The sequence below is a fragment of the Microbacterium sp. NPDC058389 genome (genome assembly GCF_042722305.1).
Classification (GTDB): Bacteria; Actinomycetota; Actinomycetes; order Actinomycetales; family Microbacteriaceae; genus Microbacterium.
The window spans coordinates 128,361-151,519 of the sequence record NZ_JBHXJQ010000004.1; the positions used below are offsets into that span (position 1 = coordinate 128,361).

Below are 23,159 nucleotides of genomic sequence, written 5' to 3' on the forward strand. Positions count from 1 at the left end.
GGCATGACCACTGAGCTTTTCGACACGGTGGGGCTTCGCGTCACCGTCGGCGCCGCACCCCTGCGCCCGGAGGACGTCGTCGCCGTCGCCCGCCACGGCGCGCGCGTCGAGATCGCACCGGAGGCGCTCGCCCGCGTCGCCGCCGCCCGCGCGCTCGTCGAAGGCCTGGCCGACGACCCCGAGCCCCACTACGGCATCTCGACCGGCTTCGGCGCGCTCGCCACCACCTTCATCGCGCCCGAGCGCCGCCTGCAGCTGCAGGCGAGCCTCATCCGCTCGCACGCCGCCGGCACAGGCCCCGAGGTCGAGCGCGAGGTCGTCCGCGCCCTCATGCTCCTCCGGCTCCAGACGCTCGCGACGGGGCACACCGGCGTGCGGCCGGTCGTCGTCGAGACCTACGCCGCGATGCTCGACGCGGGCATCACGCCGATCGTGCGCGAGTACGGCTCGCTCGGCTGCTCGGGCGACCTCGCGCCGCTGTCGCACGTCGCGCTCGCCGCGATGGGCGAGGGCACGGTGCGCGTGCTTCGACAGGGTCAGCAACCGGAAGAAGCGGTGGAGATGGATGCCGCCGATGCGCTGGGTGCGGCATCCATCGCTCCGCTCGTGCTGCGCGAGAAGGAGGGACTCGCCCTCATCAACGGCACCGACGGCATGCTCGGGATGCTCTTGCTCGCGCTGCACGACCTGTCGGTGCTGCTGGACACCGCCGACGTCGCCGCGGGCATGTCGGTCGAGTCCCAGCTGGGCACCGACGCCGTGTTCGCCGCCGATCTGCAGGCGCTGCGCCCGCAGGTGGGGCAGGCCGTGTCGGCCGCGAACCTGCGTGCCGTGCTCGCCGGGTCGCCGATCGTCGCGTCGCACCGCGACCCCGCCGTCTGCACGCGCGTGCAGGACGCCTACTCGCTGCGCTGCTCGCCGCAGGTGCACGGCGCCGCGCGCGACACCGCGGACCACGCCGCGCTCATCGCGTCGCGCGAGCTCGCCGCGGCCGTCGACAACCCGGTCATCACCGACGACGGGCGTGTCGAGTCCAACGGCAACTTCCACGGCGCGCCCGTCGCGTACGTGCTGGACTTCCTCGCGATCGCCGTCGCCGACGTCGCCTCGATCTCGGAGCGCCGCACCGACCGTGCACTGGACCGGGCACGCAGCAACGGCCTGCCGCCGTTCCTCGCCGACGAGGTGGGCGTCGACTCGGGCCTCATGATCGCGCAGTACGCCGCCGCGGGGATCGTCTCGGAGCTCAAGCGCCTGGCCGTGCCGGCATCCGTCGACTCCATCCCCTCGTCGGCGATGCAGGAGGACCACGTCTCGATGGGCTGGGCGGCCGCCCGCAAGCTCCGTCGCGCGCTCGACGGGCTCGCCCGCGTGCTCGCGATCGAGGTGCTCACCGGCGCGCGCGCCCTCGACCTGCGCGCGCCGCTGCAGCCCGGTGCCGCGACCGGCGCCGTGCGCGACCTCGTCCGCACCGTCGCCGGCGGGCCCGGCCCCGACCGCTTCCTGTCGCCCGAGATGGAGGCCGTGACCGCGCTCGTCGCCTCCGGCGCCGTCGCGCGGGCGGCACTGCAGACCACCACGAAGGAGTGACGATGACCACCACCGACATCACCACCGAGGGCCCCCGCGGCCTCGGAGAGCGCGCCGTCCGCGCCCCGCGCGGCCCCGAGCGCACGGCCAAGAGCTGGGGCGCCGAGGCGGCCAAGCGCATGCTCATGAACAACCTCGACCCCGAGGTCGCCGAGCACCCCGAAGACCTCGTCGTCTACGGGGGCACCGGTCGGGCCGCTCGCAGCTGGGAGGCGTTCGACGCGATCGTGCGCACCCTCGACGAGCTCGAACCCGACGAGACGCTGCTGGTGCAGTCGGGCAAGCCGGTCGGCGTGTTCCGCACGCACGAGTGGGCGCCGCGCGTGCTGATCGCCAACTCGAACCTCGTCGGCGACTGGGCGACGTGGCCCGAGTTCCGCCGCCTCGAGGCGCTCGGCCTCACGATGTACGGCCAGATGACCGCCGGTTCGTGGATCTACATCGGCACGCAGGGCATCCTGCAGGGCACGTACGAGACGTTCGCGGCCGTCGCGCGGTCGCTCGGGCGCGACGACCTGTCGGGCACGCTGACCCTCACCGGCGGTGCCGGCGGAATGGGCGGCGCGCAGCCGCTCGCGGTCACGCTCAACGGGGGAGCGGTGCTCATCGTCGACGTCGACGAGTCGCGCCTGGCCCGCCGCGTCGAGCACGGCTACCTCGACGCGTACACGACCGACCTCGACGCCGCGCTCGCCCGCGTGGTGGCCGCGAAGGCGGCCGGCGAGGCGCTCTCGGTCGGTGTCGTGGGCAACGCCGCCGAGGTGTTCGGCGACGTGCTGCTGCGCCACCGCGCCGGCGAGCTCTCGGTCGACATCGTCACGGACCAGACCAGCGCGCACGACCCGCTCGCGTACCTGCCGGTGGGCATCGCGTTCGAGGACTGGAAGGCCGAAGCCGCCCGCGATCCCGAGGGCTTCACCGCCCGCGCCCGCGGTTCGATGGCCAAGCACGTGGCCGCGATGGTCGGATTCCAGGATGCCGGAGCCGAGGTGTTCGACTACGGCAACTCGATCCGCGCCGAGGCGCAGCTGGGCGGCTTCGACCGGGCGTTCTCGTTCCCGGGCTTCGTGCCGGCCTACATCCGCCCGCAGTTCGCCGAGGGTCGCGGACCCTTCCGCTGGGTGGCGCTCTCGGGCGACCCCGAAGACATCCGCAAGACCGACGAGGCCGTCAAGGCCCTCTTCCCCGACAATGCGGGACTCGTGCGCTGGCTCGACAAGGCGGGCGACGCTGTGCACTTCGAGGGTCTCCCCGCGCGCATCTGCTGGCTCGGCTACAAGGAGCGACACCTCGCGGGGCTGAAGTTCAACGAGATGGTCGCCTCGGGCGAGCTGTCCGGCCCGATCGTCATCGGCCGCGACCACCTCGATGCCGGCTCGGTCGCGAGCCCGTACCGCGAGACCGAGGCGATGGCCGACGGCTCCGACGCGATCGCGGACTGGCCGCTGCTGAACGCCCTGCTCAACACGGCGTCCGGGGCGGCGTGGGTGTCGCTGCACCACGGCGGCGGCGTCGGCATCGGTCGTTCGATCCACGCCGGCCAGGTCACGGTGGCCGACGGCACGGCGCTCGCCGCCGAGAAGCTGGAGCGCGTGCTCACGAACGACCCCGGCACGGGCGTCATGCGCCACGTCGACGCCGGGTACGACCGGGCCAAGGAGGTCGCCCGCGAGCGCGGCCTGCAGGTGCCGATGCTGGGAGACTGACGGCGTGACCGCGACCCTCATCACCAACATCGGCGAGCTGACCACCAACGTCGGTCGGCCCGGTGACGCGCTCGGCACCGTGCGCGACGCGGCAGTGCTGCTCGAGGGCGACCGGGTCGCGTGGGTCGGCGCGGCGTCTGAAGCGCCGCACGCCGACGGACTGAGGACAGTGGATGCCGGCGCCCGAGCCGTCATCCCCGGGTTCGTCGACAGCCACACGCATCTCGTGTTCGGCGGCGACCGCGCCGACGAGTTCGAGGCCCGCATGACCGGCACGCCGTATGCGGCCGGCGGCATAAGACGGACGGTCGCCGCCACGCGAGCAGCGACGGACGAGGAGCTCCGGTCTCGGCTGAGGGCCTTCACGCACGAGCTGCACGCCCAGGGCACGACGACGTTCGAAGTGAAGACCGGCTACGGGCTCACCGTCGCCGACGAGGCACGCCTGGCGCGGATCGCGGCCGAGGCCACGCCCGAGGTCACGTACCTCGGTGCGCACGTCGTGCCCGCCGAGTACGCCGACCGCCGCGACGAGTACGTCGACCTGGTGTGCGACGAGATGCTGCGGGCGTGCGCGCCGCACGCCCGGTGGATCGACGTGTTCTGCGAACGCGGCGCCTTCACACCGGACGAGTCGCGACGCATCCTCGCGGCCGGGGTCGTGCACGGCCTGCTGCCGCGCGTGCACGGCAACCAGCTCGGTCCGGGCGACGGCGTGCGACTGGCCGTGGCGATGGGGGCGGCCTCCGTCGACCACTGCACCTACCTGTCGGACGACGACGTCGCGGCCCTCGCCGGCTCGGCGACCGTCGCGACCCTGCTGCCGGGGGTCGAGTTCTCAACGCGCCAGCCGTACCCCGACGCCCGGCGCCTCATCGACGCCGGCGTCATCGTGGCGCTCGCGAGCGACTGCAACCCGGGCTCGAGCTTCACGAGCTCGATGCCGCTCATGATCGCGCTCGCCGTGCGCGAGATGGGCATGACGCCCGCCGAGGCGGTGTGGGCGGCGACCGCCGGCGGCGCGCGAGCGCTGCGGCGCTCCGACGTCGGCGTTCTCGAGCCCGGCGCACGTGCCGACCTCGTGATGCTCGACGCCCCGACGCGCGTGCACCTCGCCTATCGCCCCGGCGTGCCCCTCGTGCACACGGTGTGGCTCGGCGGCACTCCGCTGTGACGCCACGGGCCCGGGTCGTCGCTCGACCCGGGCCTGCGGCATCCCGGGTCCGCTCAGCGGCCGGCGAGCTCGGCGACGTCGTCGGACGAGAGGGCGGAGCGCCACACCGTCAGCTCGTCCACGTCGCCCTGGAACGGGGTGTCCCACCAGTTGACGCCGAGCGCGAAGACGTTGCCGGCGCCGGAGAGCACGTCGGGGAACCCGGTGCCCTGGAAGCGCAGCGCCCCGTCGACGTAGACCGAGGCCGCGCCGCCGTCGACGACGAATGCGACGTGGGACCACTCCCCGAGCGGAAGGCTCTGACCGGTGCCGGCGTCGTACCACTGCGACCCCGACCACAGCATGGTCGAGCCGCCGACGCCGTCGTGTCCGCGCGGGACGAGGCTCACCCACGAGTTCGCGTTCGCGGCGGCGAAGAAGGCCGTCGTGTACGCGGTGAGCGCCGACGGTCGCAGCCACAGGCTGACCGAGTATGTGGATCCCTGCACGAGCCCGTCCGGCAGCCGCACACCCGCCGTCCCGTCGAGGTGCAGCGCCTTCCCGTCGACGCCGTCGGCGACGTACGCTGCGGGGGCCGCGGCAGCGGCGTCGATGCGTGCGCCTGTGGGCGTCGCCGCGGCGAACGCCCCCGCCGTGTCGGCGAGCGAGCCGTCGAAAGACCAGGCGCCTGCGAGCACGCCCGGCGTGCGGGCGAGCACGGTGACCGGGAACGGCGCGGATGCCGACGCCTCTCCGTTGGCGATCGTCGCGGTGAGCGTCACGCGGGCGTCCGGTTCGCCGATGCCCGGCCGGGTCACAGAGCCGTCCGCCGCGAGCACGGCGGGGTCGGAGGAGGCCCACGCGATCGTCGTGCCGCCGGTGCCTGACGTCGGCAGGTCGAGGTCGACCGTGACGCCCGACGTGTCGCCGAGTGACAGTTCGGCGGCGACGGCGTCGACCGCTGCCCGGCCGGAGACCTCCACGCTCTTGCCTCCCCACAAGGTCACGCCCCTGTCCGACACGGCGGTGACGCCGGTCGACCAAGCCTGCAGGTCGGGGTCCCACACCGGCGCGAACACGCCCCGGTAGACCTCGCCGCCGACGGTGAGGGTCGCGGTGTGCTGCCCGGTGAGCTTCCAGTCCCCGTCGACCGCGCCGGTGATGCGACCGGTCTTGCCGAGCGTGATGTCGGATGACGCTGCCGCTGTCGCGGTGATCTCCTTGCCCATGTCGACCAGCTGCCACGTGCCGACGACGTCGTCGCGCTTCACCTTGCCGGCTGTCTCGCCCGCGTAGCGCATCGGTGAGACGACGGGCCAGCCGTCGGCGTTCATCCACATCTGGTGCACACGCACCTCGTGCAGGTCGCCGGTGCCGGGGAAGCGGGCGTGGAACACCATGAACATGCGGCCGGTGGCGGGGTCCTGGTACCACGACGTGTGGCCGGGCGAGACGTAGCCGGTGCCGATGCCCGTGCCGGGATCGCCGAGCTCGCGCCCGAACAGGTGGCCGCCCATGAGCTTGACCCCGTACGGCTGGATCGAGGCGTCGTCGAACAGCGGCAGCGTCGGATCGGCCTTCACGTCGCGCATGTCGTTGCCCTCGGCGTCCAGGTAGGGGCCTTCGACGTCCTTCGAACGGGCGACGCGCACGTCGTAGCCGCCCGTCACACCGAGCCCGCCGAACGACAGGTACAGGTAGTAGTAGCCGGTCTCGTCGTCGTATTGGATCGTCGGTGCCTCGATGCGGCTGTGGTTGCCGCCCACGAGATGGGTGCCGTAACCCTGACCGGGCAGCGGCTCGCCGGTCGCGGCATCCATCTTGAGCAGGAAGATGCCGCCCGAGTATGAGCCGTAGACCATGAACAGCTGACCGTCGGCGTCGTAGAAGGCGTCGGGGTCGACGGTGTTCGGATGCACGCGCGCGTCGTAGACCTCGCCAGCGTTCTCGGATTCGCCCTGCATGCCGCTTTTGAGCAGGACGCCCTGGTTCTCGTACGGGCCGTCGACGGCGTCGGAGGTCGCGAGCCCGAGCGCCGAGCGCGGCGACGAGCCCTCGCACGCGTTGTAGTACATCGCGAACCTGCCGTCGGGCAGTTGGATGACGTCGGCCGCCCACAGCGTCGAGGTCTGCGCCCACTCGAAGGTCTCGGCGAGGTCGGTGTAGACGTCGTCGAACAGCGCGTTGTCGGGGTTCTGCGAGAGGTCGACCGTGTTCTGCGTCCACGACATGAGGTCTTGCGTGTGCGCGGAGGCGCCGTGCGATCCGAACACCCAGATGTCGTCGCCCGATGTGACGATCGACGGGTCGTGGACGGTGACGTCGTCGAACACCGGGGCGGGCGGGTCGGTCGGCGGCTTCGCCCATGCGGGGGGCGCCGTGAGCATGCCCGCCATCAGCACTCCGGCTGTGGTCAGGGCGAGCGCGGCCTGGGGTGATGTCATCGGGTCTCCTGTTCGACGTCGGACGGGGGAGTCGACGGATGCCGCACTCGACGGCGAGGTGCGGCAGGTCGTCCGTCGAGGGCAATCTACAACGATGTAGAGCTCGAGTACAACGATGTAGAAGCAGATCTCACGTCACAGGCCTGCGAACCGAAGGGCGCGGCTCAGCGAGGCGTGTCGAACGTCCAGTCGTCGGGGTCGAGCGCGGTCGCGACGTCCCAATCGTCCTGGCTCCACGCGAACGTCGCCACGGCGCATGTCGGCATGTGGCCGATGCCGTCGCCCGACAGCCGCCCGGCGAGCACCGTCATCCCCGGGTCGTGCGCGACGACCATCACGGCGCTCGCGCCGGTGTCGGCCGCCGCGGCCAGCAGCGTCGCCGCGGGCGCGCCGTAGAGCTCAGGGTCGAGCGACACCGCGACGCCGAGCTCGGCCGCGAAGGCCTCGGCGGTCGTGCGTGCGCGCAGCGCCGTGCTCGACAGGATCACGTCGGGGCGGAATCCGGATGCCGCCAGCCGGGCCGCCATGACCGGGGCGTCCCTCATCCCGCGATCGTTGAGGGGCCGGTCGTGGTCGGCCAGGCCCGGGTCGCCCCAGTCCGACTTGGCGTGGCGCACCAGCGCGAGGCGGATCATGAGGCGCTCCGGCGCGCGGCGAGGCCTGCGAGCAGCTCGAGGACGCAGAGCGCGGCCAGGCGCACGGTGCGCCCGTCCGGGGCGTCGGCGGTGGCGTCGACCTCGGCGAGGTCGGCGCTGTGCAGCCGGGGGTCGGCGGCCGCCGCGCGGACGAGCGCCCGCAGCTCCCACGCGGCGAGGCCACCCGGCACGGAGGCCGGGCATCCCGGGGCCACCGACCGGTCGCACACGTCGACGTCGATGTCGAGGTGGAACGCCCCGCCGTCGGCGCCCGCGATGGCCAGCGCCTCCGCCATGACGTCGGCGGCGCCGCGGCGACGCACCTCGTCCATCGTGATCACCGTGATCCCGAAGTCGGCGGCGCGCTGCGCGTAGGCGGCAGAGTTCGCGAAGTCGGCGATGCCGAGCTGCACGATGCGGCGGCCGTCGAGGCCGTCCTCGACGAGCCGGCGGACCGGTGATCCGTTCGAGACGCCGTCGCGCAGGTCGAAGTGCGCGTCGATCGTGATGAGGCCGGTCGCCGCCGCCCCCTGCGTCACCGCGTAGGTGAGCGAGTTGTCGCCGCCGAGGGCGATGACGAGGTCGGTCCGTCGGCGCAGCGTCCGCACCGCGGCGCGGACGGCTGCCTCGCCCTCCGGTCCGTCCGGCTCGTCGACGTCGCCCGCGTCGGCGATGCGCAGCACCTCGTCGAGATCGACGGACGGCGGCCCGAGCAGGGTCGGGCTGTACCGGCGCAGCGCCTCCCGGATCGCGCCCGGGGTGGCGTGCGCCCCCGTCGGCGAGATCGAGGTGCGGAAGGCCGGGACGCCGAGGATCGCGGCATCCCACGATCCGTCGTCGGCGGGCGGCCACGCGCCGGCGCGCGGCCAGAGGTCATCATGAAGAAGCGCCACGACTCGACGCTACTCGCCGCAGAGCGGCCGTGCCCGGCATCCCTCCGGCGTGCTCTCCCGGAGATCCGCGGCGACCGCACGGAGCGTCCAGCGTTAGCCGAGCAGCGCGTGCGCGACCGTGAAGATCGCGACGCCGGCGAGCGCGCCCACGATCGTGCCGTTGAGGCGGATGTACTGCAGGTCGCGGCCGACCATGAGCTCGATCTTCTCGGTGGTCTCGGCGGGGTCCCATCGCTCGACGGTGTCGGTGATGATCGACGCGATGTCGTGACGGTAGCGGTCCACGAGGAACACGGCGCCGTCGGTGACCCACTCGTCGACGCGGCTCTGCAGCGCGGCATCCGTCGTCATGCGCTCCCCGATCTCGACGAGGGCGGTCACGCCGCGGCGCCGCAGCCCGCTCGCGGGATCGGCGAGCGAGCGCAGCAGGCCCGTCTTGGCCGTCGTCCACGCCTCGCCGGCGAGCTCGCGCACGCGCGGGCTGTCGAACACGGCGAGCTTGGCGTCCTCGAAGCGCCCGATCGTCGCCGGGTCGTGCTGCAGGTTCGCCGCGAGGCGCTCCAGGTATCCGTCGATCGCGAGGCGGGCGGGATGCCGGGGGTCGCGCTGCACGGCGCCGACGAACTTGACCGCCTCGTTGTAGACGGTGTCGTCGACGAACCGGTGCGCCACCGAGGGCACCCACGACGGCAGGCGGCGCGAGACGAGTCCGGTGAACGCGCGGTGGTTGGCGGCGAGCCACGCGGCGATGCTGTCGGCGGCGAGGTCGACGGCGCCGCGGTGCGCGCCCGCGTCGACGATACGCTGCAGCCATTCGCCGAGCGGCGGGCCCCACTCGGGCGCGATGAGGTGCTCGCGCGCGAGCTCTTCGATGACGTCGCGCACGTCGTCGTCGCTGAGGGCGCGCAGCACGCTCGAGGCCATCACCGACGCCTCGGCCGCGACGCGCTCCGCGTGCGAGGTCCCTGAGCCTGTCGAAGGGGCGCTCAGCCATTCGCCCAGGCGCGCTGCGATGGGCGTCTCGACGAGCTTCGTGCGCACGACGTCGCCCCGCAGGAACTCGGTCTCGACGAACTCGCCCAGGGTTCGGCCGATCTCGTCCTTGCGGCTCGGGATGATCGCGGTGTGGGGGATCGGGATGCCCAGTGGATGCCGGAACAGCGCTGTCACCGCGAACCAGTCCGCCAGGGCGCCGACCATGCCGCCCTCGCCCGCCGCACGCAGGTACGCGAGCGCCGGCACCTCCTGCTGGAAGGCGAACGAGACCGCGAACAGGGCGGCCATGAACAGCAGCGCCCCGAGGGCCACCGCCTTCATGTGCCGCAGGGCGCGGCGGCGTTCCTGGTCGGCGGGGCTGAGCAGCTGCGTCGGCGTGGGTGCCATGCTCAGTCCTCGACCGGACCGAGCCAGGCCGTCGCGACCGTCGAATGCGCCGACTCGGGGTCGGAGGGATGGAACAGCCCGGCGAGCACGTCGCGGTAGAGGCGGCCGAGCTCGTTGCCCGAGAAGTACGACGAGCCGCCTGCCACGAGGACCGCCTCGTCGACGATCGACTTCGCGGCCGTCACCGCCCGGTGCTTCACGCCGGCGAGCAGCGCGAACCACTGCGCGCCGTGGTCGGCGAGGTCGTCGACGTCGCGCGCGAGAGCGTCGATCTGCGGCGGCAGCGCGTCGTACGCGAGTGCCATGTCGGCGATGCGCCAGCGGATGTCGGGGTCCTGGCTGTACGCCTTGCCGGTGCGCTTGGACGTGCGCTTGGCGGCCGTCGCGACCGCCAGCTCCAGCGCCCGCCGGGCCATGCCCGTGTACACCGAGGCGAGCAGCAGCTCGAACACGCTGAAGATCCCGAAGACGAGCGGGTCGGGGTTCGGGCCGGGGGCCAGGCGCCGCACGACCCGATCGGCGGGCGCCACCGCGTCGCGCAGCTCGGTGGTGCGCGACTGCGTGCCCCGCATGCCGAGGGTGTCCCAGTCGTCGCGCACGACGACCCGCCCGGTCTGCACCTCCGACCGCGGCACGAAGGCGTAGACCATACGGGGCGCGTCGTCCGAGGACGTGTCGAGGCCGTGCAGCCCCAGCTGCGTCCACACCGGTGAGAGCGACGTGAAGATCTTGGTGCCGGTGAACGCGTAGCCGCCGTCGGGGAGTGGTGCGGCATCCGTCCCGCTCCCGAACAGCACGAGGTCGTTCCCCGCCTCGCTGATGCCGAACGCGAACACCTCGCCGGCCGCCGCGCCCTCCTGCACGAACCGCAGCGCGTCGCTGCCGCGGTCGGCGAGCACCTTGGCCACACCCGTCCACACCAGGTGCATGTTGATCGCGAGGGCGGTGGCGGGCGCCGCGCCCGCGAGCCGCTGCTGCAGAAGGGATGCCTCGGCCAGGCCCAGCCCCGAGCCGCCGAGCTCTTCCGGCACGAGAATCGCGAGGTACCCGGCCGCCTTCAGGTCGGCGAGGTCGTCGTCCGGGAACGTGTTCTCGCGGTCGTGGACGGCGGCGCGGGCGCGGAAGCGCTCGAGCAGGTCGTCGGGGAGGAGCTGTGTCGGATCGAAGAGCGTCACCCCGCCATTCTTCCCCCGCCCGGCGGCTCAGGCGAGGAGGGGGAGGAGCGCTGCGATCGTCGCGTCCGGGTCGTCGCGGTGCGGGGAGTGGCCTGCGCCCGCGATCACGACGGCCGGCCGGAAGCGCGGGTTGCCCGCCACCGCCGCCTCGACCGGCGTGTCGCGGAAGATCGAGCCGACGCCGGCCGCGATCACCTCGACCGGCACGGCGACGCGCAGGGCGGCATCCGTCACGTCCCATTCCGGGTTCTGCGCGGTCGTCTGCTCCACCGCCCAGCGGCTCGTCACCTGCGAGGCCTGGGCCTTCAGCTCGACGTCCTGCGGGTGCCAGTGCGGGTGAGTGCGGCGCACCGCCTCCTGCGTCGGGTCGTCGAACGACGCGGTGAGGCCCGCGCCGATGCCCGCGCGGTCGTCGGCCCGCAGCGCGATCGCCGGGTCGACGAGCACGAGCCGGCGCGCCCACTCCGGGTCGCCGGCGGCGGCGAGGACGGATGCCGCTCCGCCCAGGGAGTGGCCGATCACGAGGTCCCACGCGCCGCCGCCCGCGGGCCGGGTCGCGGCGATGTCTGCACCGTAGGCCGCCAGGGTGTAGTCCAGCGCCCGCGGGGCCGCGCCGTGGCCGCGGAGGTCGACGGCCTCTGCGCGCCAGCCGGTGTCGGCCAGCGCCACGCCGTAGCGCCACATCAGGGCGCCGGTCGAACCGAGGCCGTGCACGAGCAGCGCGCGGCGCTCGGCGACGGCCGAGCCCCACGACAGGCGGGGGAGCGAGACGGGGGCAGGCATGCGCTCAGCCTACGAGTCCGCGGCGAAGCGCCCCGCGGTGGGCGCCACCGGGCGTCACGCACGGCAGGATGGACACGGAGGTTGGCGTGATCTCGACGGAACTGGCGATGGCCCTGCGCGACGCGGGGCTGGTGTGGCACCCGCGCTCGGGCGACCGGTTCCAGCTCGACGAACCCGAGTTCGAGGCCGACGTCTTCACCGTCAGCGAGATGACCATCGAGCCCCGGGAGTACCCGACCGGCCGCATCCTGGCCTTCAACGGCACGACGGAGTGGGCGCTCGACTCGGTCGCGCTCGAGGACGCCCTGTGGCTGCCGCACGAGCACCAGCTGCGCGAACTGCTGCGCGGTGCGTTCCGGTCGCTGCGGCGACTTCCCGACACCCACGAGGTCGAGATCGTCGTGGCCGGGGACCGCAAGGTATTCGAGCATCCCGAGCCCGCGGACGCCTACGCGCTCGCCCTCCTCGAGCTGCTGCGGCGCCTCGCGTGAACCGTCCTACACGCCGACCGTGAGCGACGCGGTGTACCCGTCGGCGGCGGATCCCGCCGTCGTCGCGAGCTGGTGGATGCCGCCGTCATCGCTGAAGACCATGTCGCTGCTGAGCGACACCTGGCTCGCATTGCGCACGCTCTGCTCGTACCCGCTCGTCGCATAGACGGCGTCGTTGGTCTCGGCCGGCAGGGCGATCTGGCTGGTCTTCACGATCGGCCCGGTGGCGACCGCGGTCGCGACGTCCTCGTACACCTCGAAGTGGATGTGCGGCCAGCGGCCCGAGTAGCAGGCCGGGTAGATCGACGTGAAGGTCACGGTGCCGTTCGCATCGGTCTCCTGCACGCCGCGCAGGTAGTTCTCGTCCTCGACCCCGCGGCTGTACAGCGAATAGTTGCCGTCGCGGTCGCAGTGCCACAGGTATACGCCGTGCCCCGCCAGCGCGGCGCCGGTCGCCGCGTCGCGCACCGTGAGGGCGATCGTGAGCGGCACGCCCGCGGCGACCGTCGACGACGACCCGAAGCTCGACCGGATGTCGCTGCGCACGATGCCCGAGTCGTCGAGCACGTCGACGCCGTTCGAGCCGTCTGCGGGGTAGGGGCCGGCCGTCTCGTCGGGGACCTCGTCGAGCGGGCCGGCGGCGGTGGTGGCCGAAGACGACGGCGTCGGAGTGGGGGATGCCGCGCCCGACGAGGCGGGCGTGGCCGAGGCATCCCCGTCGCTCGTCACGCCGCACGCCGTCAGCAGGCTCGTCAGCGCCACGCCGCCGAAGATTCCCAGCGCGCGGCGGCGATCGATGAGGGTGCGGATGTCGTAGACGAGGCCGCGGTGATCCTCGTCGATGGGGTTGCCGTCGGCGTCGAGCCATTCCGTGTCGTCGGTGCGCATGCCTCGAGGAGAGCACTCGCGCCTATGCGGCGTCTATGGGAAGGGTGTCGACCGGCTCAGGCTTCGGCAGGCTCAGGCTTCGGCAGGCTCAGGCTTCGACAGGCTCAGGCTTCGACAGGCTCAGCCGATGGTCTGGACCGGCTCGGTATCGGGGATGGGGCTCGCGCCGCGCTCGCGCAGGTCGGGCTGATGGCGGACGAAGACGAGGGCCACCAGCAGTGCGAGCGCGCAGAACGCCGCCGCCGACGCGTAGGCCGCGGTGACGCCGCCGGGGCCGTCGATGAGGAATCCTGCCACCGCCGAGCCCACGGCGGCGCCGATCAGCTGTCCGGTGCCGACCCAGCCGAACGCCTCGGCGGTGTCGCTGAACTTGACGCTCGCGGTGGTCATCGCCGACAGCACGCCCAGCGCCGGGGCGATGCCGATGCCTGCGACGAACAGCGTCGCGGAGATCCACCACACGTTGACCCACAGCGTCGTGAGCACGAGGCCGAACGCCACCACCGCCAGCCGGCGCACCATCGCCCAGCGCCCCATCGGCAGGTGCCCGAAGGCGAGACCGCCGGCGAGGCTGCCGACCGAGAACACCGCCAGCACGAGGCCGGCCTCGACGCCGCCGTGCGAGAACGTCGCGACGACGCTCGCCTCGACGGCCGAGAACGAGCCGATGAGCAGGAACCCGATGACCGTCGCGAGCAGGATCGGCGGGCGCGCGAGCACCTTGCCCAGCGACCGCTTGCTGCGGGGGATGCGCACGCGCCCGACCTCGGGCGACAGGATGAACCACGCGCAGCCCGACAGCAGGATGACCACGACCAGCACGAGGCCGACGACCGTCCCCGCCTGCGTCGCGACGAACGTGATGAGCACCGGCGCGAGGATCCAGATGATCTCCTGCAGCGACGCGTCGAGCGAGTACAGGCCGGTCAGCTGCTTCGAGTTGACCAGCTTGGGGTAGATCGTGCGGACCGCCGACACGATCGGCGGCGTCGACATGCCGGCGATGAAGCCGAGCACGACGTACACCGGCACGGGCGAGACGAGGAACGCGATGCCGAGAAGGGATGCCGCCGACACGAGCGTCGTGAGCGTCAGGACGCGGCGCATGCCCCAGCGGCCCATCCAGCGGCTCGTCACCGGGCCGGCGATGGCCTGCCCGATCGACACGGCCGCCAGAACGATGCCGGCGGCGCCGTACGAGCCGGTGATCCCCTCGATGTGGAGGAGGATCACGAGGCTGATCATCCCGTTGGGGAAGCGCGCGACCAGCTGCGCCGAGATCATGCGCAGGACGCCAGGAGTGCGCAGAAGATCCCCGTAGCCGGCCACCAGACAACGTTACGCCACCGTCGTCGCACCACGACACGCCGACGGGGTGCGCGACACGCCGGGGACGCTCTCCACAGCCAAATCCGATGTCGGACCCCGGGGCTACCGTCGCGGCTGTGGAGGGAAGCGGCCGTGGCTCCTGAAACCCCCGTGATCCCGGCGTTTTCGAGAGCCTCCGGGCTGTGGATGAATCCGTGGAGAACCTGTGTTGTACATGGGGAGAACGGTGGAAAATCACACCGATGTAACTACTAGCCCTTGTGGTGCTTACGGATGTCGGTACCCATATGTAGTATTGGTCTCCCGGCGGGGGGACTGCCGGAGAAGTGACGAGGAGAGCAGAATCGACATGGCGATCACGGTCTACACCAAGCCCGCGTGCGTGCAGTGCACGGCGACCTACCGAGCCCTCGACTCGAAGGGCATCGAGTACGAAGTCCACGACCTCTCCGAGGACCCCACGGCCCTCGAGCAGGTCAAGGCGCTGGGGTACCTCCAGGCGCCGGTCGTCATCACCGATGAGGACCACTGGTCGGGCTTCCGCCCCGACAAGATCGACGAGCTCGCCGCGCGTCTGAGCTGACATCATGTCTGCTCTCGTGGCGCAGCGCGTCGCGACGAGCGCACCGCTGCTGGTCTACTTCTCGAGCGTGTCGGGCAACACCGCGCGTTTCATCGAGAAGCTCGGCGCACGGGCGGTCCGGATTCCGCTCCATTCGACGGATCCGGCGCTCGTGGTCGACGAGCCGTACGTCCTCGTGACACCCACCTATGGCGGAGGCCAGGGCAGGGGGGTCGAGAAGGGCGCTGTTCCCAAGCAGGTCATCCGGTTCCTCAACGATGAGCGAAACCGCGGCCTCATCCGCGGAGTCATCTCCGCGGGGAACACCAACTTCGGCGAGCACTTCTGCATCGCCGGCGACATCATCAGCCGCAAGTGTCACGTGCCGCACTTGTACCGGCTAGAGGTATTCGGCACGCCTGAAGATGTGGAACGCGTGAGCGCGGGATTGGAACGATGGTGGGAACTCTGACGCAGATGGACTTCAAGACGGAGGCGCGCTTCGAGGGCATGGACTACCACGCCCTCAACGCGATGCTGAACCTGTACGACGCGAACGGGCAGATCCAGTTCGACGCCGACAAGCGCGCGGCGCGGGAGTACTTCCTGCAGCACGTGAACCAGAACACCGTGTTCTTCCACTCGCTCAAGGAACGTCTGGACTACCTCGTCGAGAAGGAGTACTACGAGGGCGCCGTCCTCGACAAGTACTCGTTCGAGTACATCCAGAAGCTCAACGACCTCGCGTACTCCAAGAAGTTCCGGTTCGAGACCTTCCTCGGAGCGTTCAAGTACTACACGAGCTACACGCTCAAGACCTTCGACGGCAAGCGCTACCTCGAGCGCTTCGAGGACCGCGTCGTGATGACGGCCCTCGCGCTCGCCGACGGCGACGAGAAGCTCGCCACCGCGCTCGTCGAAGAGATCATCTCGGGTCGTTTCCAGCCCGCCACCCCCACGTTCCTCAACGCCGGCAAGGCACAGCGCGGCGAGCTCGTCTCGTGCTTCCTGCTCCGCATCGAAGACAACATGGAGTCGATCGCCCGCGGCATCAACTCCGCCCTGCAGCTGAGCAAGCGCGGCGGCGGCGTGGCGCTGCTGCTGTCGAACATCCGCGAGTCGGGTGCACCCATCAAGCAGATCGAGAACCAGTCGAGCGGCATCATCCCCGTGATGAAGCTCCTCGAAGACTCGTTCTCGTACGCGAACCAGCTGGGCGCGCGTCAGGGCGCCGGTGCGGTGTACCTCAACGCGCACCACCCCGACATCATGCGGTTCCTCGACACCAAGCGTGAGAACGCCGACGAGAAGATCCGCATCAAGACGCTCTCGCTGGGCGTCGTCGTGCCCGACATCACGTTCGAGCTCGCCAAGAACGGCGAAGACATGTACCTCTTCTCGCCGTACGACGTCGAGCGCGTGTACGGCGTGCCGTTCGGCGACATCTCGGTCTCGGAGAAGTACCGCGAGATGGTCAACGACTCGCGCATCAAGAAGACGAAGATCAACGCGCGCGAGTTCTTCCAGACCCTCGCCGAGATCCAGTTCGAGTCGGGCTACCCGTACATCATGTTCGAGGACACGGTGAACAAGGCCAACCCGATCAAGGGCCGGATCAACATGTCCAACCTGTGCTCCGAGATCCTGCAGGTCAACACGCCCACCACGTTCAACGAGGACCTGTCGTACGACCAGATCGGCAAGGACATCTCGTGCAACCTGGGCTCGCTCAACATCGCCCTGGCGATGGACGGCGGAGACCTCGCACGCACCGTCGACACCAGCATCCGCGCCCTCACCGCGGTGAGCCAGCAGAGCCACATCGCCTCGGTCCGTTCGATCGAGGACGGCAACGACCGCTCGCACGCGATCGGCCTCGGCCAGATGAACCTGCACGGCTACCTCGCCCGTGAGCACGTCTACTACGGCTCGGAAGAGGGCGTCGACTTCACGAACATCTACTTCTACTCGGTGCTGTTCCACGCACTCACCGCGTCGAACAAGATCGCGATCGAGCGCGGCGAGACCTTCGACGGCTTCGCGGACTCGACGTATGCGTCGGGCGAGTTCTTCGACAAGTACATCGAGCAGGAGTGGGTCCCCGCGACCGACAAGGTCAAGGAGATGTTCGCCGGCCACCACATCCCCACGCAGGACGACTGGCGCGCGCTGAAGGCCTCGATCCAGCAGCACGGCATCTACAACCAGAACCTGCAGGCCGTGCCGCCGACCGGCTCGATCTCGTACATCAACAACTCGACGTCGTCGATCCACCCGATCGCGGCGAAGATCGAGATCCGCAAGGAAGGCAAGCTCGGCCGCGTCTACTACCCGGCGGCGTTCATGACGAACGACAACCTGGAGTACTACCAGGACGCGTACGAGATCGGCTACGAGAAGGTCATCGACACCTACGCCGCCGCCACCCAGCACGTCGACCAGGGTCTGTCGCTCACGCTGTTCTTCAAGGACACCGCGACCACGCGCGACATCAACAAGGCCCAGATCTACGCCTGGCGCAAGGGCATCAAGACGATCTACTACATCCGCCTGCGGCAGATGGCCCTCGAGGGCACGGACATGACCGAGTGCGTCTCCTGCACCCTGTGACGCGCCGACCCGGGATTTGAGAGAACGAGAATGAGCGAGAAGCTTCAGCTCCTGGACCACGTCCAGGCGATCAACTGGAACCGCATCCAGGACGACAAGGACCTCGAGGTGTGGAACCGCCTCGTGAACAACTTCTGGCTGCCCGAGAAGGTGCCGCTGTCGAACGACATCCAGTCGTGGAACACGCTGACCCCGCAGGAGCAGACCCTCACGATGCGCGTGTTCACGGGCCTGACCCTGCTCGACACGATCCAGGGCACGGTGGGCGCGGTGTCGCTCATCCCCGACGCGATCACGCCGCACGAGGAGGCCGTCTACACGAACATCGCGTTCATGGAGTCGGTGCACGCCAAGTCGTACTCGTCGATCTTCTCGACGCTGTGCTCGACGAAGGAGATCGACGAGGCGTTCCGCTGGTCGATCGAGAACCCGAACCTTCAGAAGAAGGCTCAGATCGTCATGGAGTACTACCGCGGCGACGAGCCCCTCAAGCGCAAGGTCGCCTCGACCCTGCTGGAGTCGTTCCTGTTCTACTCGGGCTTCTACCTGCCGATGCACTGGTCGTCGCGCGCCAAGCTGACGAACACGGCAGACCTCATCCGCCTCATCATCCGTGACGAGGCCGTGCACGGGTACTACATCGGGTACAAGTTCCAGCGCGGGCTGGAGACCATCGACCAGGCCAAGCGCGACGAGATCAAGGACTACACGTTCTCGCTGCTCTACGAGCTGTACGACAACGAGGTGCAGTACACGCAGGACCTCTATGACGGCGTCGGCCTCACCGAGGACGTCAAGAAGTTCCTGCACTACAACGCCAACAAGGCCCTGATGAACCTGGGCTACGAGGCGATGTTCCCCTCGACCGTCACCGACGTGAACCCGGCGATCCTGTCGGCCCTATCGCCGAACGCCGACGAGAACCACGACTTCTTCTCGGGGTCGGGCTCGTCGTACGTCATCGGCAAGGCCGAGGCGACGGAAGACGAGGACTGGGACTTCTAGGAGTTCCGGACCACGCCGAGTCCCTCAGCGCTGCTGAAAGGCCCGGACCCGCAGGATTCTGCGGGTCCGGGCCTTTGCTCGTTCCTCCTCGTCCGAGTGGCGCAGGGGTCGCCTCTCGGCCCTAGGGCAGCGGGCGTGGACGCGCCATCGGCATGACGGCCGACATGAGCCAGCGAGGCATCCGGAACATCGGCCTGTCCTTGCCGAGCGCGTCGATGCCGGCCATCTCGGCCGCAGTCAATTCGAAGTCGAACACGTCGATGTTCGCGGCGATGTGCGCGGGGTCGGTCGACTTCGGGATCGCCACGAACCCGCGCTGGAGGTGCCAGCGCAGGATGACCTGCACCGCGGACTTGCCGTGTGCGGATGCCGCGGCCACGACGGGCGGCTCGTTCAGGAGTTTCGCGGATCCGTGGCCGAGCGGGTACCAGGCCTCCGCGACGATCCCGTGCCGGCTCAGGTAGGGCAACAGCTCGGGCTGCTGCCAGTGCGGATGCAGTTCGACCTGATCCACGACGGGGGCGATCCGGGCCTTCGGGAGCAGCTTCTCCAGATCGGCCACCGTGAAGTTGCTCACCCCGATGGCCCGGACGGTGCCCGCGTCGACGGCCTCCTCCATCGCACGCCAAGCACCCAGCACGTCGCCGACGGGCTGGTGCAGCAGCAGCAGGTCGATGGGGCCGCAATCGAGTCTCTCGAGCGACCCGGCGATGGCGGACGTGGCCCTGTCGTAGCCATAGGTGGACGGCCAGAGCTTCGTCGTGAGGAACACCTCGTCGCGCGGCACGCCGGACGAGCGGATGCCGCGACCCACGGCCCGCTCGTTGCGATACACGAACGCGGTGTCGACGAGCCGATACCCGGCCCCGAGCGCCGACCTCACGCTCGCCTCGCACACCGCGGGATCCGACACGAGGTACACGCCGAGGCCGAGCTGCGGCATCCGGTGTCCGTTCGAGAGCGTGACGCTCGTCACCATCTCATCCTCCTTCCGCGTGGCGGCTGATCTCACGGGGCATAGGGCACCGGCTGCCACTGCGCGTCCGCGCACTCCGGCGCGTCGCCGAGAACGCCGGCCGGGAACCGCGCCGCCGTGAGCACGTCGCAGGGAGGCGTGTCCTGGTGCGTGAGGAGGACCGACCACACCCCGTCGCGCTCGATCCAGAGCAGCGCGGCCCCGCCCATCGGCGGATCGCAGCCCACGCCACCGCTGGCGAACCCTCCGAGGTGCAGCCTGCTCACCGTGATCACGCTGTCGCAGCCTGGCCCGTCGTTCTGCTGCTTCTGGGTCCAGATGAAGTCCTTGAAGTCTTCCGGTGCGCCCTCGAGCAGCACGAGGTCGGACTGCTCCTTCACCTCGACGGGCGGGTCGTAGATGATGAGGTCGCCCTCGGTGCGCGCTCCTCGGTCGGGCAACTCGGCGGGTGGCGCGCCGTCGGAGATGTGCCCCTGCGTGACCACCCTGCCGTGGACGACGGCGATCCATGTCCATCCGACGCCGCTCGGGCAGCAGTGCGCGTCCTGATCGGTGAGGTACGTGCCGGTGACGACGATCTGCCCATCCACGACTTCGAGGGCATCGACCACGAGGGCCGAGCCGGACGCTGAGACCCCGAGGTCCGTGTTGTGCAGCAACCCGATGAGCTCGGGACCGTCGTCACCCACCGCGAAGATCGCGAAGGGAAGCGGCGGGACCGCATTCGCGCCCTCCAGATAGCAGGTGAGGCGCAGCACGGCGGCGGTGCCCTCGGCCAGCTCGCCGATGTCGGGCGGGAGCTGGGCGACGACGGAGTAGGTGTGGAACTCGTCGCCCACCAGCTCACCCTTGCCGTCCACCAACGTGATGTCGCCGGTCGCGTCGGGGTCGCACGATGAGGCCGGGACGGTGATCGCACCCCAGTCGTACGCGGCGAGCGTGTCGGCGTCCGATACCGGTGCGACGTGGGCGTCGCCCAAAGCCGACCCGGACGAGGTCGGCGCCGGCTCGCCTGCCGAGGCACATCCCGTCACAGCGAGTGCGACCGCGATGAGCAGCGCAGTAGGCAGCCGCCAAGACGCGGCCGAGGGCCGCCCGTGTTCGTTCATCCCGCAACCCCAGTCCCGGAAACCGAACCCCATCCACCGTCACGGTAGCCCCACGGCGTCGGCTGCGAAAGAGCCTTCCGCGAAGGCCGATCAAGCCGCCAGCCCCGTGTTCCGGGGACGTGGAGATGACGGATGCCGCGGCTCGCGGCATCCGTCATCTCAGTAGGTCATCCCCATCGCCTCGCGCACCTCGTCGAGCGTGGCCTCGGCGACGGCGTTCGCCCGGGCATTGCCCTCGCGGAGCACCGCTGCCGCGTCGGCCGCGGTGAGCGATGCGCGACGTGCGCGGTGGGGACGCAGGTACTCGTTGACGGCCTCGGTCGTGAGCTTCTTGAGCGCGCCGCTGCCCGCCGCGCCGACCTCGGCGGCGACCTCTTCGGGGGCACGCCCCTGCACCACGGCCGCGGTGGCCAGCAGACCCGCGACGCCGGGGCGATTCACCGGGTCGTACGTGATCGTGCGCTCGGAGTCCGTCCGCGCCCGCTTGATGGCCGCGGCGGTCTCGTCCTCGGTCATGCCGAGCGCGATGGCGTTGCCGTAGCTCTTGGACATCTTGCGTCCATCGAGCCCGGGAAGCTCCGGCGCATCGCTCACCAGCGCGGCCGGCTCGGGGAAGACTGCGCCGTACCGGTCGTTGAAGCGGCGCGCGATCGTCCGGGCCGCCTCCACGTGCGGCAGGTTGTCCTTGCCCACCGGCACGAGGTTCCCCTTGCAGAAGAGGATGTCGGCCGCCTGGTGCACGGGGTAGGTGAGGAGCAGGCCGCTGAGCGCGCGCCCGGACGCCGCCGCCTCCGCCTTGACCGTCGGGTTGCGGTGGAGCTCGGCCTCCGTGACGAGACTGAGGAACGGCAGCAGCAGCTGATTGAGCGCCGGAATCGAAGAGTGCGTGAAGATCGTCGTCCGGTGCGGATCGAGTCCGGCGGCGAGATAGTCGAGGACGGCGCCGTACACGTGGTCGCGCACGTTGCCGGCGACGTCCCGGTCGGTGATGACCTGATAGTCGGCGAGGATGACGAACGTCTCGACGCCGAGCCCCTGCAGGCGCACCCGTTCCCGGATCGTCCCGAAGTGGTGCCCGAGGTGCAGGCGGCCGGTGGGGCGCTCCCCGGTGAGGATGCGGTAGTGCTCGGGGTGCTCGGCGATGTCGGCGTGCAGGGCGGGCATGCGCGCCGCGGTCGCGGTGAAAGAGTCCATTCGTGTGCTCCGGTGATCGGGGAGCTGCACGGATGCGAGGGTCACAGGACGCGGGCTGCCGTGCAGCCCGCGCGTGAGTGCGTTACGGCTGCTGCTGCTGCAGCCACCACCAGGCGGAGACGGTGAAACGCATGCGCACAGCCTACGCCCCGCGCAGCGGCGCGGTCGATGAGCGGACCACCAGCGTCGTCGACAGCTCGGTGCGTGCGGCCGGAAGCTGTCCGGCACGGACGCGGACGATCACGTCGACCGCCGCGCTGCCCATCTGCGCGAGAGGCTGGCGGATGGTCGTGAGCGGAGGGTCGATCCACGACGAGTGCGGGAGGTCGTCGAAGCCGACGATCGACATGTCGTCGGGGATGCGCAGGTCGTGCTCGCGGAGAGCGCGGATGGCGCCCAGGGCCGTGTCGTCGCTCGCGGCGAAGATGGCGGTCGGCCGGACGTCACGGGTGAGGAGCAGGCGCGTCGCGTCGTAGCCCTGGTCGACGCCGTAGTGGGTCCGGATGATGAGGTCATCGTCGGCGGGCACGCCGGCCTGCTGCATCGCGGCCTGGAAGCCGGCGAGCCGGGCGATGCCGTTGTCCTGGTCGAGGGGGCCGGTGATGGTCGCGATGCGGCGATGCCCGAGCTGCAGGAGGTGCTGGGCGGCGTCGAACGCGCCCTGGAAGTTCGTCGCCGCGATCGAGTACGTGCCCTCGGGTGTCCGGTGCAGGGGGTCGACGACGACGAGCGGGATGCCGGCCTCGGCGAGCTGCTGCCGCGCCTCCGGGCTCGGCACGGCCACGACGCTCAGCACGCCGTCCGAGCCGCGTTCCAGCGCGTGCATGACCCATTCGTCGCAGTCCTCGGGATCCGGTTCGACGGCGAGGACGAGGTCCTTGCCGTGCCCCTTCGCCGCCTCGGCTGCGCCGCGGACGACGGCCTCCGACCATGCCCGATCGAGGTTGACCACACGGATGTCGAGGAACCCCGTCGCCATGCGCGGCCGCATCCGGATCTCGTAGCCGTGGCGCTCCAGGACCGCGGCGACACGGTCGCGCGTCGCGCGCGACACGTCGGGGCGCGAGTTGAGCACCTTCGACACCGTCGGGATGGACACCCCTGCCTCGGTCGCGATCTGGGCGAGCTGGACTGCCATGGTTCCTCCGGATCAACTTTCGGAAAATGCTAGCGGCAAACAGTAACGATCGCTGGCCCATTTCGCGGGCTGCGCTGGACTCGTGCCGGACTTTC

The 23,159-nt window shown here is 70.6% G+C and carries 20 protein-coding genes; 8 read left to right on the forward strand and 12 right to left on the reverse strand.

The window, feature by feature from the left end; genetic code table 11:
- The first annotated feature begins 3 nt into the window (after nt 1-3).
- The 3 genes from hutH to hutI are packed head-to-tail and all read left to right on the forward strand — an operon-like array spanning nt 4 to nt 4,470.
- Nucleotides 4-1,590 carry a histidine ammonia-lyase gene (gene hutH / locus ACFWJ8_RS07440; protein WP_378810268.1) on the forward strand — a complete coding sequence of 529 codons (1,587 nt, stop codon included), beginning with the start codon at nt 4-6 and terminating at the stop codon, nt 1,588-1,590.
- Between the two features lie 2 nt (nt 1,591-1,592).
- Nucleotides 1,593-3,296, forward strand: coding sequence for a urocanate hydratase (gene hutU, locus ACFWJ8_RS07445; RefSeq protein ID WP_378810269.1), 1,704 nt, complete (start codon nt 1,593-1,595; stop codon nt 3,294-3,296).
- Between the two features lie 4 nt (nt 3,297-3,300).
- Nucleotides 3,301-4,470 carry an imidazolonepropionase gene (hutI, locus tag ACFWJ8_RS07450; RefSeq protein WP_378810270.1) on the forward strand — a complete coding sequence of 390 codons (1,170 nt, stop codon included), beginning with the start codon at nt 3,301-3,303 and terminating at the stop codon, nt 4,468-4,470.
- 53 nt (nt 4,471-4,523) lie between these two features.
- Here hutI and ACFWJ8_RS07455 read toward each other — a convergent pair whose 3' ends face one another.
- The 6 genes from ACFWJ8_RS07455 to ACFWJ8_RS07480 all read right to left on the reverse strand — a co-directional run bounded on the left by ACFWJ8_RS07455 (nt 4,524) and on the right by ACFWJ8_RS07480 (nt 11,762).
- The gene (locus ACFWJ8_RS07455) at nt 4,524-6,893 is read right to left on the reverse strand and encodes a LamG-like jellyroll fold domain-containing protein (RefSeq protein ID WP_378810271.1); all 2,370 of its coding nucleotides are present in this window, start codon (nt 6,891-6,893) and stop codon (nt 4,524-4,526) included.
- 164 nt (nt 6,894-7,057) lie between these two features.
- The gene (locus ACFWJ8_RS07460; RefSeq protein ID WP_378810272.1) at nt 7,058-7,528 is read right to left on the reverse strand and encodes a SixA phosphatase family protein; all 471 of its coding nucleotides are present in this window, start codon (nt 7,526-7,528) and stop codon (nt 7,058-7,060) included.
- Nucleotides 7,525-8,421: an agmatinase family protein gene (locus ACFWJ8_RS07465; protein WP_378810274.1), complete on the reverse strand. Its 897-nt coding sequence runs from the start codon at nt 8,419-8,421 to the stop codon at nt 7,525-7,527. The genes ACFWJ8_RS07460 and ACFWJ8_RS07465 overlap by 4 nt, the downstream gene beginning before the upstream one ends.
- Before the next feature lie 93 nt (nt 8,422-8,514).
- Complete coding sequence (locus ACFWJ8_RS07470) at nt 8,515-9,804, reverse strand: DUF445 domain-containing protein (protein ID WP_378810275.1); 1,290 nt, start codon at nt 9,802-9,804, stop codon at nt 8,515-8,517.
- A gap of 2 nt (nt 9,805-9,806) precedes the next feature.
- On the reverse strand, nt 9,807-10,979 hold the full coding sequence (locus ACFWJ8_RS07475; protein ID WP_378810276.1) for an acyl-CoA dehydrogenase family protein: 1,173 nt from the start codon (nt 10,977-10,979) through the stop codon (nt 9,807-9,809).
- A gap of 27 nt (nt 10,980-11,006) precedes the next feature.
- Nucleotides 11,007-11,762, reverse strand: a complete 756-nt coding sequence (locus tag ACFWJ8_RS07480; protein WP_378810278.1) for an alpha/beta fold hydrolase — start codon at nt 11,760-11,762, stop codon at nt 11,007-11,009.
- A gap of 86 nt (nt 11,763-11,848) precedes the next feature.
- Here ACFWJ8_RS07480 and ACFWJ8_RS07485 point away from each other — a divergent pair, with 86 nt between their 5' ends.
- Entirely contained in the window at nt 11,849-12,253 is a 405-nt protein-coding gene (locus ACFWJ8_RS07485) for a pilus assembly protein CpaE (RefSeq protein ID WP_378810590.1), read from the forward strand.
- A gap of 6 nt (nt 12,254-12,259) precedes the next feature.
- On the opposite strand, the gene ACFWJ8_RS07490 is transcribed toward ACFWJ8_RS07485, so the two are convergent.
- Both ACFWJ8_RS07490 and ACFWJ8_RS07495 read right to left on the reverse strand, forming a co-directional pair.
- Nucleotides 12,260-13,141, reverse strand: a complete 882-nt coding sequence (locus tag ACFWJ8_RS07490; protein WP_378810280.1) for an intradiol ring-cleavage dioxygenase — start codon at nt 13,139-13,141, stop codon at nt 12,260-12,262.
- Nucleotides 13,142-13,261: 120 nt separating this feature from the next.
- Nucleotides 13,262-14,470: an MFS transporter gene (locus ACFWJ8_RS07495; RefSeq protein WP_378810281.1), complete on the reverse strand. Its 1,209-nt coding sequence runs from the start codon at nt 14,468-14,470 to the stop codon at nt 13,262-13,264.
- A 349-nt stretch (nt 14,471-14,819) separates the two neighbouring features.
- Between ACFWJ8_RS07495 and nrdH the strand changes: the two genes are divergently transcribed.
- From nrdH to nrdF, 4 genes are read left to right on the forward strand one after another with little or no spacing between them, the layout of a single operon-like run.
- Nucleotides 14,820-15,053 carry a glutaredoxin-like protein NrdH gene (gene nrdH / locus ACFWJ8_RS07500; RefSeq protein ID WP_141893947.1) on the forward strand — a complete coding sequence of 78 codons (234 nt, stop codon included), beginning with the start codon at nt 14,820-14,822 and terminating at the stop codon, nt 15,051-15,053.
- Between the two features lie 4 nt (nt 15,054-15,057).
- On the forward strand, nt 15,058-15,504 hold the full coding sequence (gene nrdI, locus ACFWJ8_RS07505; RefSeq protein ID WP_345542822.1) for a class Ib ribonucleoside-diphosphate reductase assembly flavoprotein NrdI: 447 nt from the start codon (nt 15,058-15,060) through the stop codon (nt 15,502-15,504).
- A gap of 5 nt (nt 15,505-15,509) precedes the next feature.
- The gene (gene nrdE, locus ACFWJ8_RS07510; RefSeq protein WP_378810592.1) at nt 15,510-17,642 is read left to right on the forward strand and encodes a class 1b ribonucleoside-diphosphate reductase subunit alpha; all 2,133 of its coding nucleotides are present in this window, start codon (nt 15,510-15,512) and stop codon (nt 17,640-17,642) included.
- Between the two features lie 30 nt (nt 17,643-17,672).
- The gene (gene nrdF, locus ACFWJ8_RS07515; RefSeq protein ID WP_378810283.1) at nt 17,673-18,647 is read left to right on the forward strand and encodes a class 1b ribonucleoside-diphosphate reductase subunit beta; all 975 of its coding nucleotides are present in this window, start codon (nt 17,673-17,675) and stop codon (nt 18,645-18,647) included.
- Between the two features lie 121 nt (nt 18,648-18,768).
- Here the strand turns inward: nrdF and ACFWJ8_RS07520 are convergent, their stop codons facing one another.
- From ACFWJ8_RS07520 to ACFWJ8_RS07535, 4 genes are all read right to left on the reverse strand, one after another.
- Nucleotides 18,769-19,626 carry an aldo/keto reductase gene (locus ACFWJ8_RS07520; RefSeq protein ID WP_378810284.1) on the reverse strand — a complete coding sequence of 286 codons (858 nt, stop codon included), beginning with the start codon at nt 19,624-19,626 and terminating at the stop codon, nt 18,769-18,771.
- Between the two features lie 29 nt (nt 19,627-19,655).
- Nucleotides 19,656-20,603: a hypothetical protein gene (locus tag ACFWJ8_RS07525; RefSeq protein ID WP_378810285.1), complete on the reverse strand. Its 948-nt coding sequence runs from the start codon at nt 20,601-20,603 to the stop codon at nt 19,656-19,658.
- A gap of 288 nt (nt 20,604-20,891) precedes the next feature.
- Nucleotides 20,892-21,926, reverse strand: a complete 1,035-nt coding sequence (trpS, locus tag ACFWJ8_RS07530) for a tryptophan--tRNA ligase (RefSeq protein ID WP_378810286.1) — start codon at nt 21,924-21,926, stop codon at nt 20,892-20,894.
- Between the two features lie 142 nt (nt 21,927-22,068).
- Entirely contained in the window at nt 22,069-23,064 is a 996-nt protein-coding gene (locus ACFWJ8_RS07535) for a LacI family DNA-binding transcriptional regulator (RefSeq protein WP_378810287.1), read from the reverse strand.
- Between the last annotated feature and the right edge of the window lie 95 nt (nt 23,065-23,159).

What these genes read in the sequence shown, in the direction of transcription:
- hutH (WP_378810268.1), top strand. Translation starts at nt 4, where the DNA reads ATGACCACTGAGCTTTTCGACACGGTGGGGCTTCGCGTCACCGTCGGC.
- hutU (WP_378810269.1), top strand. Translation starts at nt 1,593, where the DNA reads ATGACCACCACCGACATCACCACCGAGGGCCCCCGCGGCCTCGGAGAG.
- ACFWJ8_RS07455 (WP_378810271.1), bottom strand. Translation starts at nt 6,893, where the DNA reads ATGACATCACCCCAGGCCGCGCTCGCCCTGACCACAGCCGGAGTGCTG.
- ACFWJ8_RS07460 (WP_378810272.1), bottom strand. Translation starts at nt 7,528, where the DNA reads ATGATCCGCCTCGCGCTGGTGCGCCACGCCAAGTCGGACTGGGGCGAC.
- ACFWJ8_RS07470 (WP_378810275.1), bottom strand. Translation starts at nt 9,804, where the DNA reads ATGGCACCCACGCCGACGCAGCTGCTCAGCCCCGCCGACCAGGAACGC.
- ACFWJ8_RS07480 (WP_378810278.1), bottom strand. Translation starts at nt 11,762, where the DNA reads ATGCCTGCCCCCGTCTCGCTCCCCCGCCTGTCGTGGGGCTCGGCCGTC.
- ACFWJ8_RS07490 (WP_378810280.1), bottom strand. Translation starts at nt 13,141, where the DNA reads ATGCGCACCGACGACACGGAATGGCTCGACGCCGACGGCAACCCCATC.
- nrdH (WP_141893947.1), top strand. Translation starts at nt 14,820, where the DNA reads ATGGCGATCACGGTCTACACCAAGCCCGCGTGCGTGCAGTGCACGGCG.
- nrdI (WP_345542822.1), top strand. Translation starts at nt 15,058, where the DNA reads ATGTCTGCTCTCGTGGCGCAGCGCGTCGCGACGAGCGCACCGCTGCTG.
- nrdE (WP_378810592.1), top strand. Translation starts at nt 15,510, where the DNA reads ATGGACTTCAAGACGGAGGCGCGCTTCGAGGGCATGGACTACCACGCC.
- nrdF (WP_378810283.1), top strand. Translation starts at nt 17,673, where the DNA reads ATGAGCGAGAAGCTTCAGCTCCTGGACCACGTCCAGGCGATCAACTGG.
- ACFWJ8_RS07520 (WP_378810284.1), bottom strand. Translation starts at nt 19,626, where the DNA reads ATGGTGACGAGCGTCACGCTCTCGAACGGACACCGGATGCCGCAGCTC.
- trpS (WP_378810286.1), bottom strand. Translation starts at nt 21,926, where the DNA reads ATGGACTCTTTCACCGCGACCGCGGCGCGCATGCCCGCCCTGCACGCC.
- ACFWJ8_RS07535 (WP_378810287.1), bottom strand. Translation starts at nt 23,064, where the DNA reads ATGGCAGTCCAGCTCGCCCAGATCGCGACCGAGGCAGGGGTGTCCATC.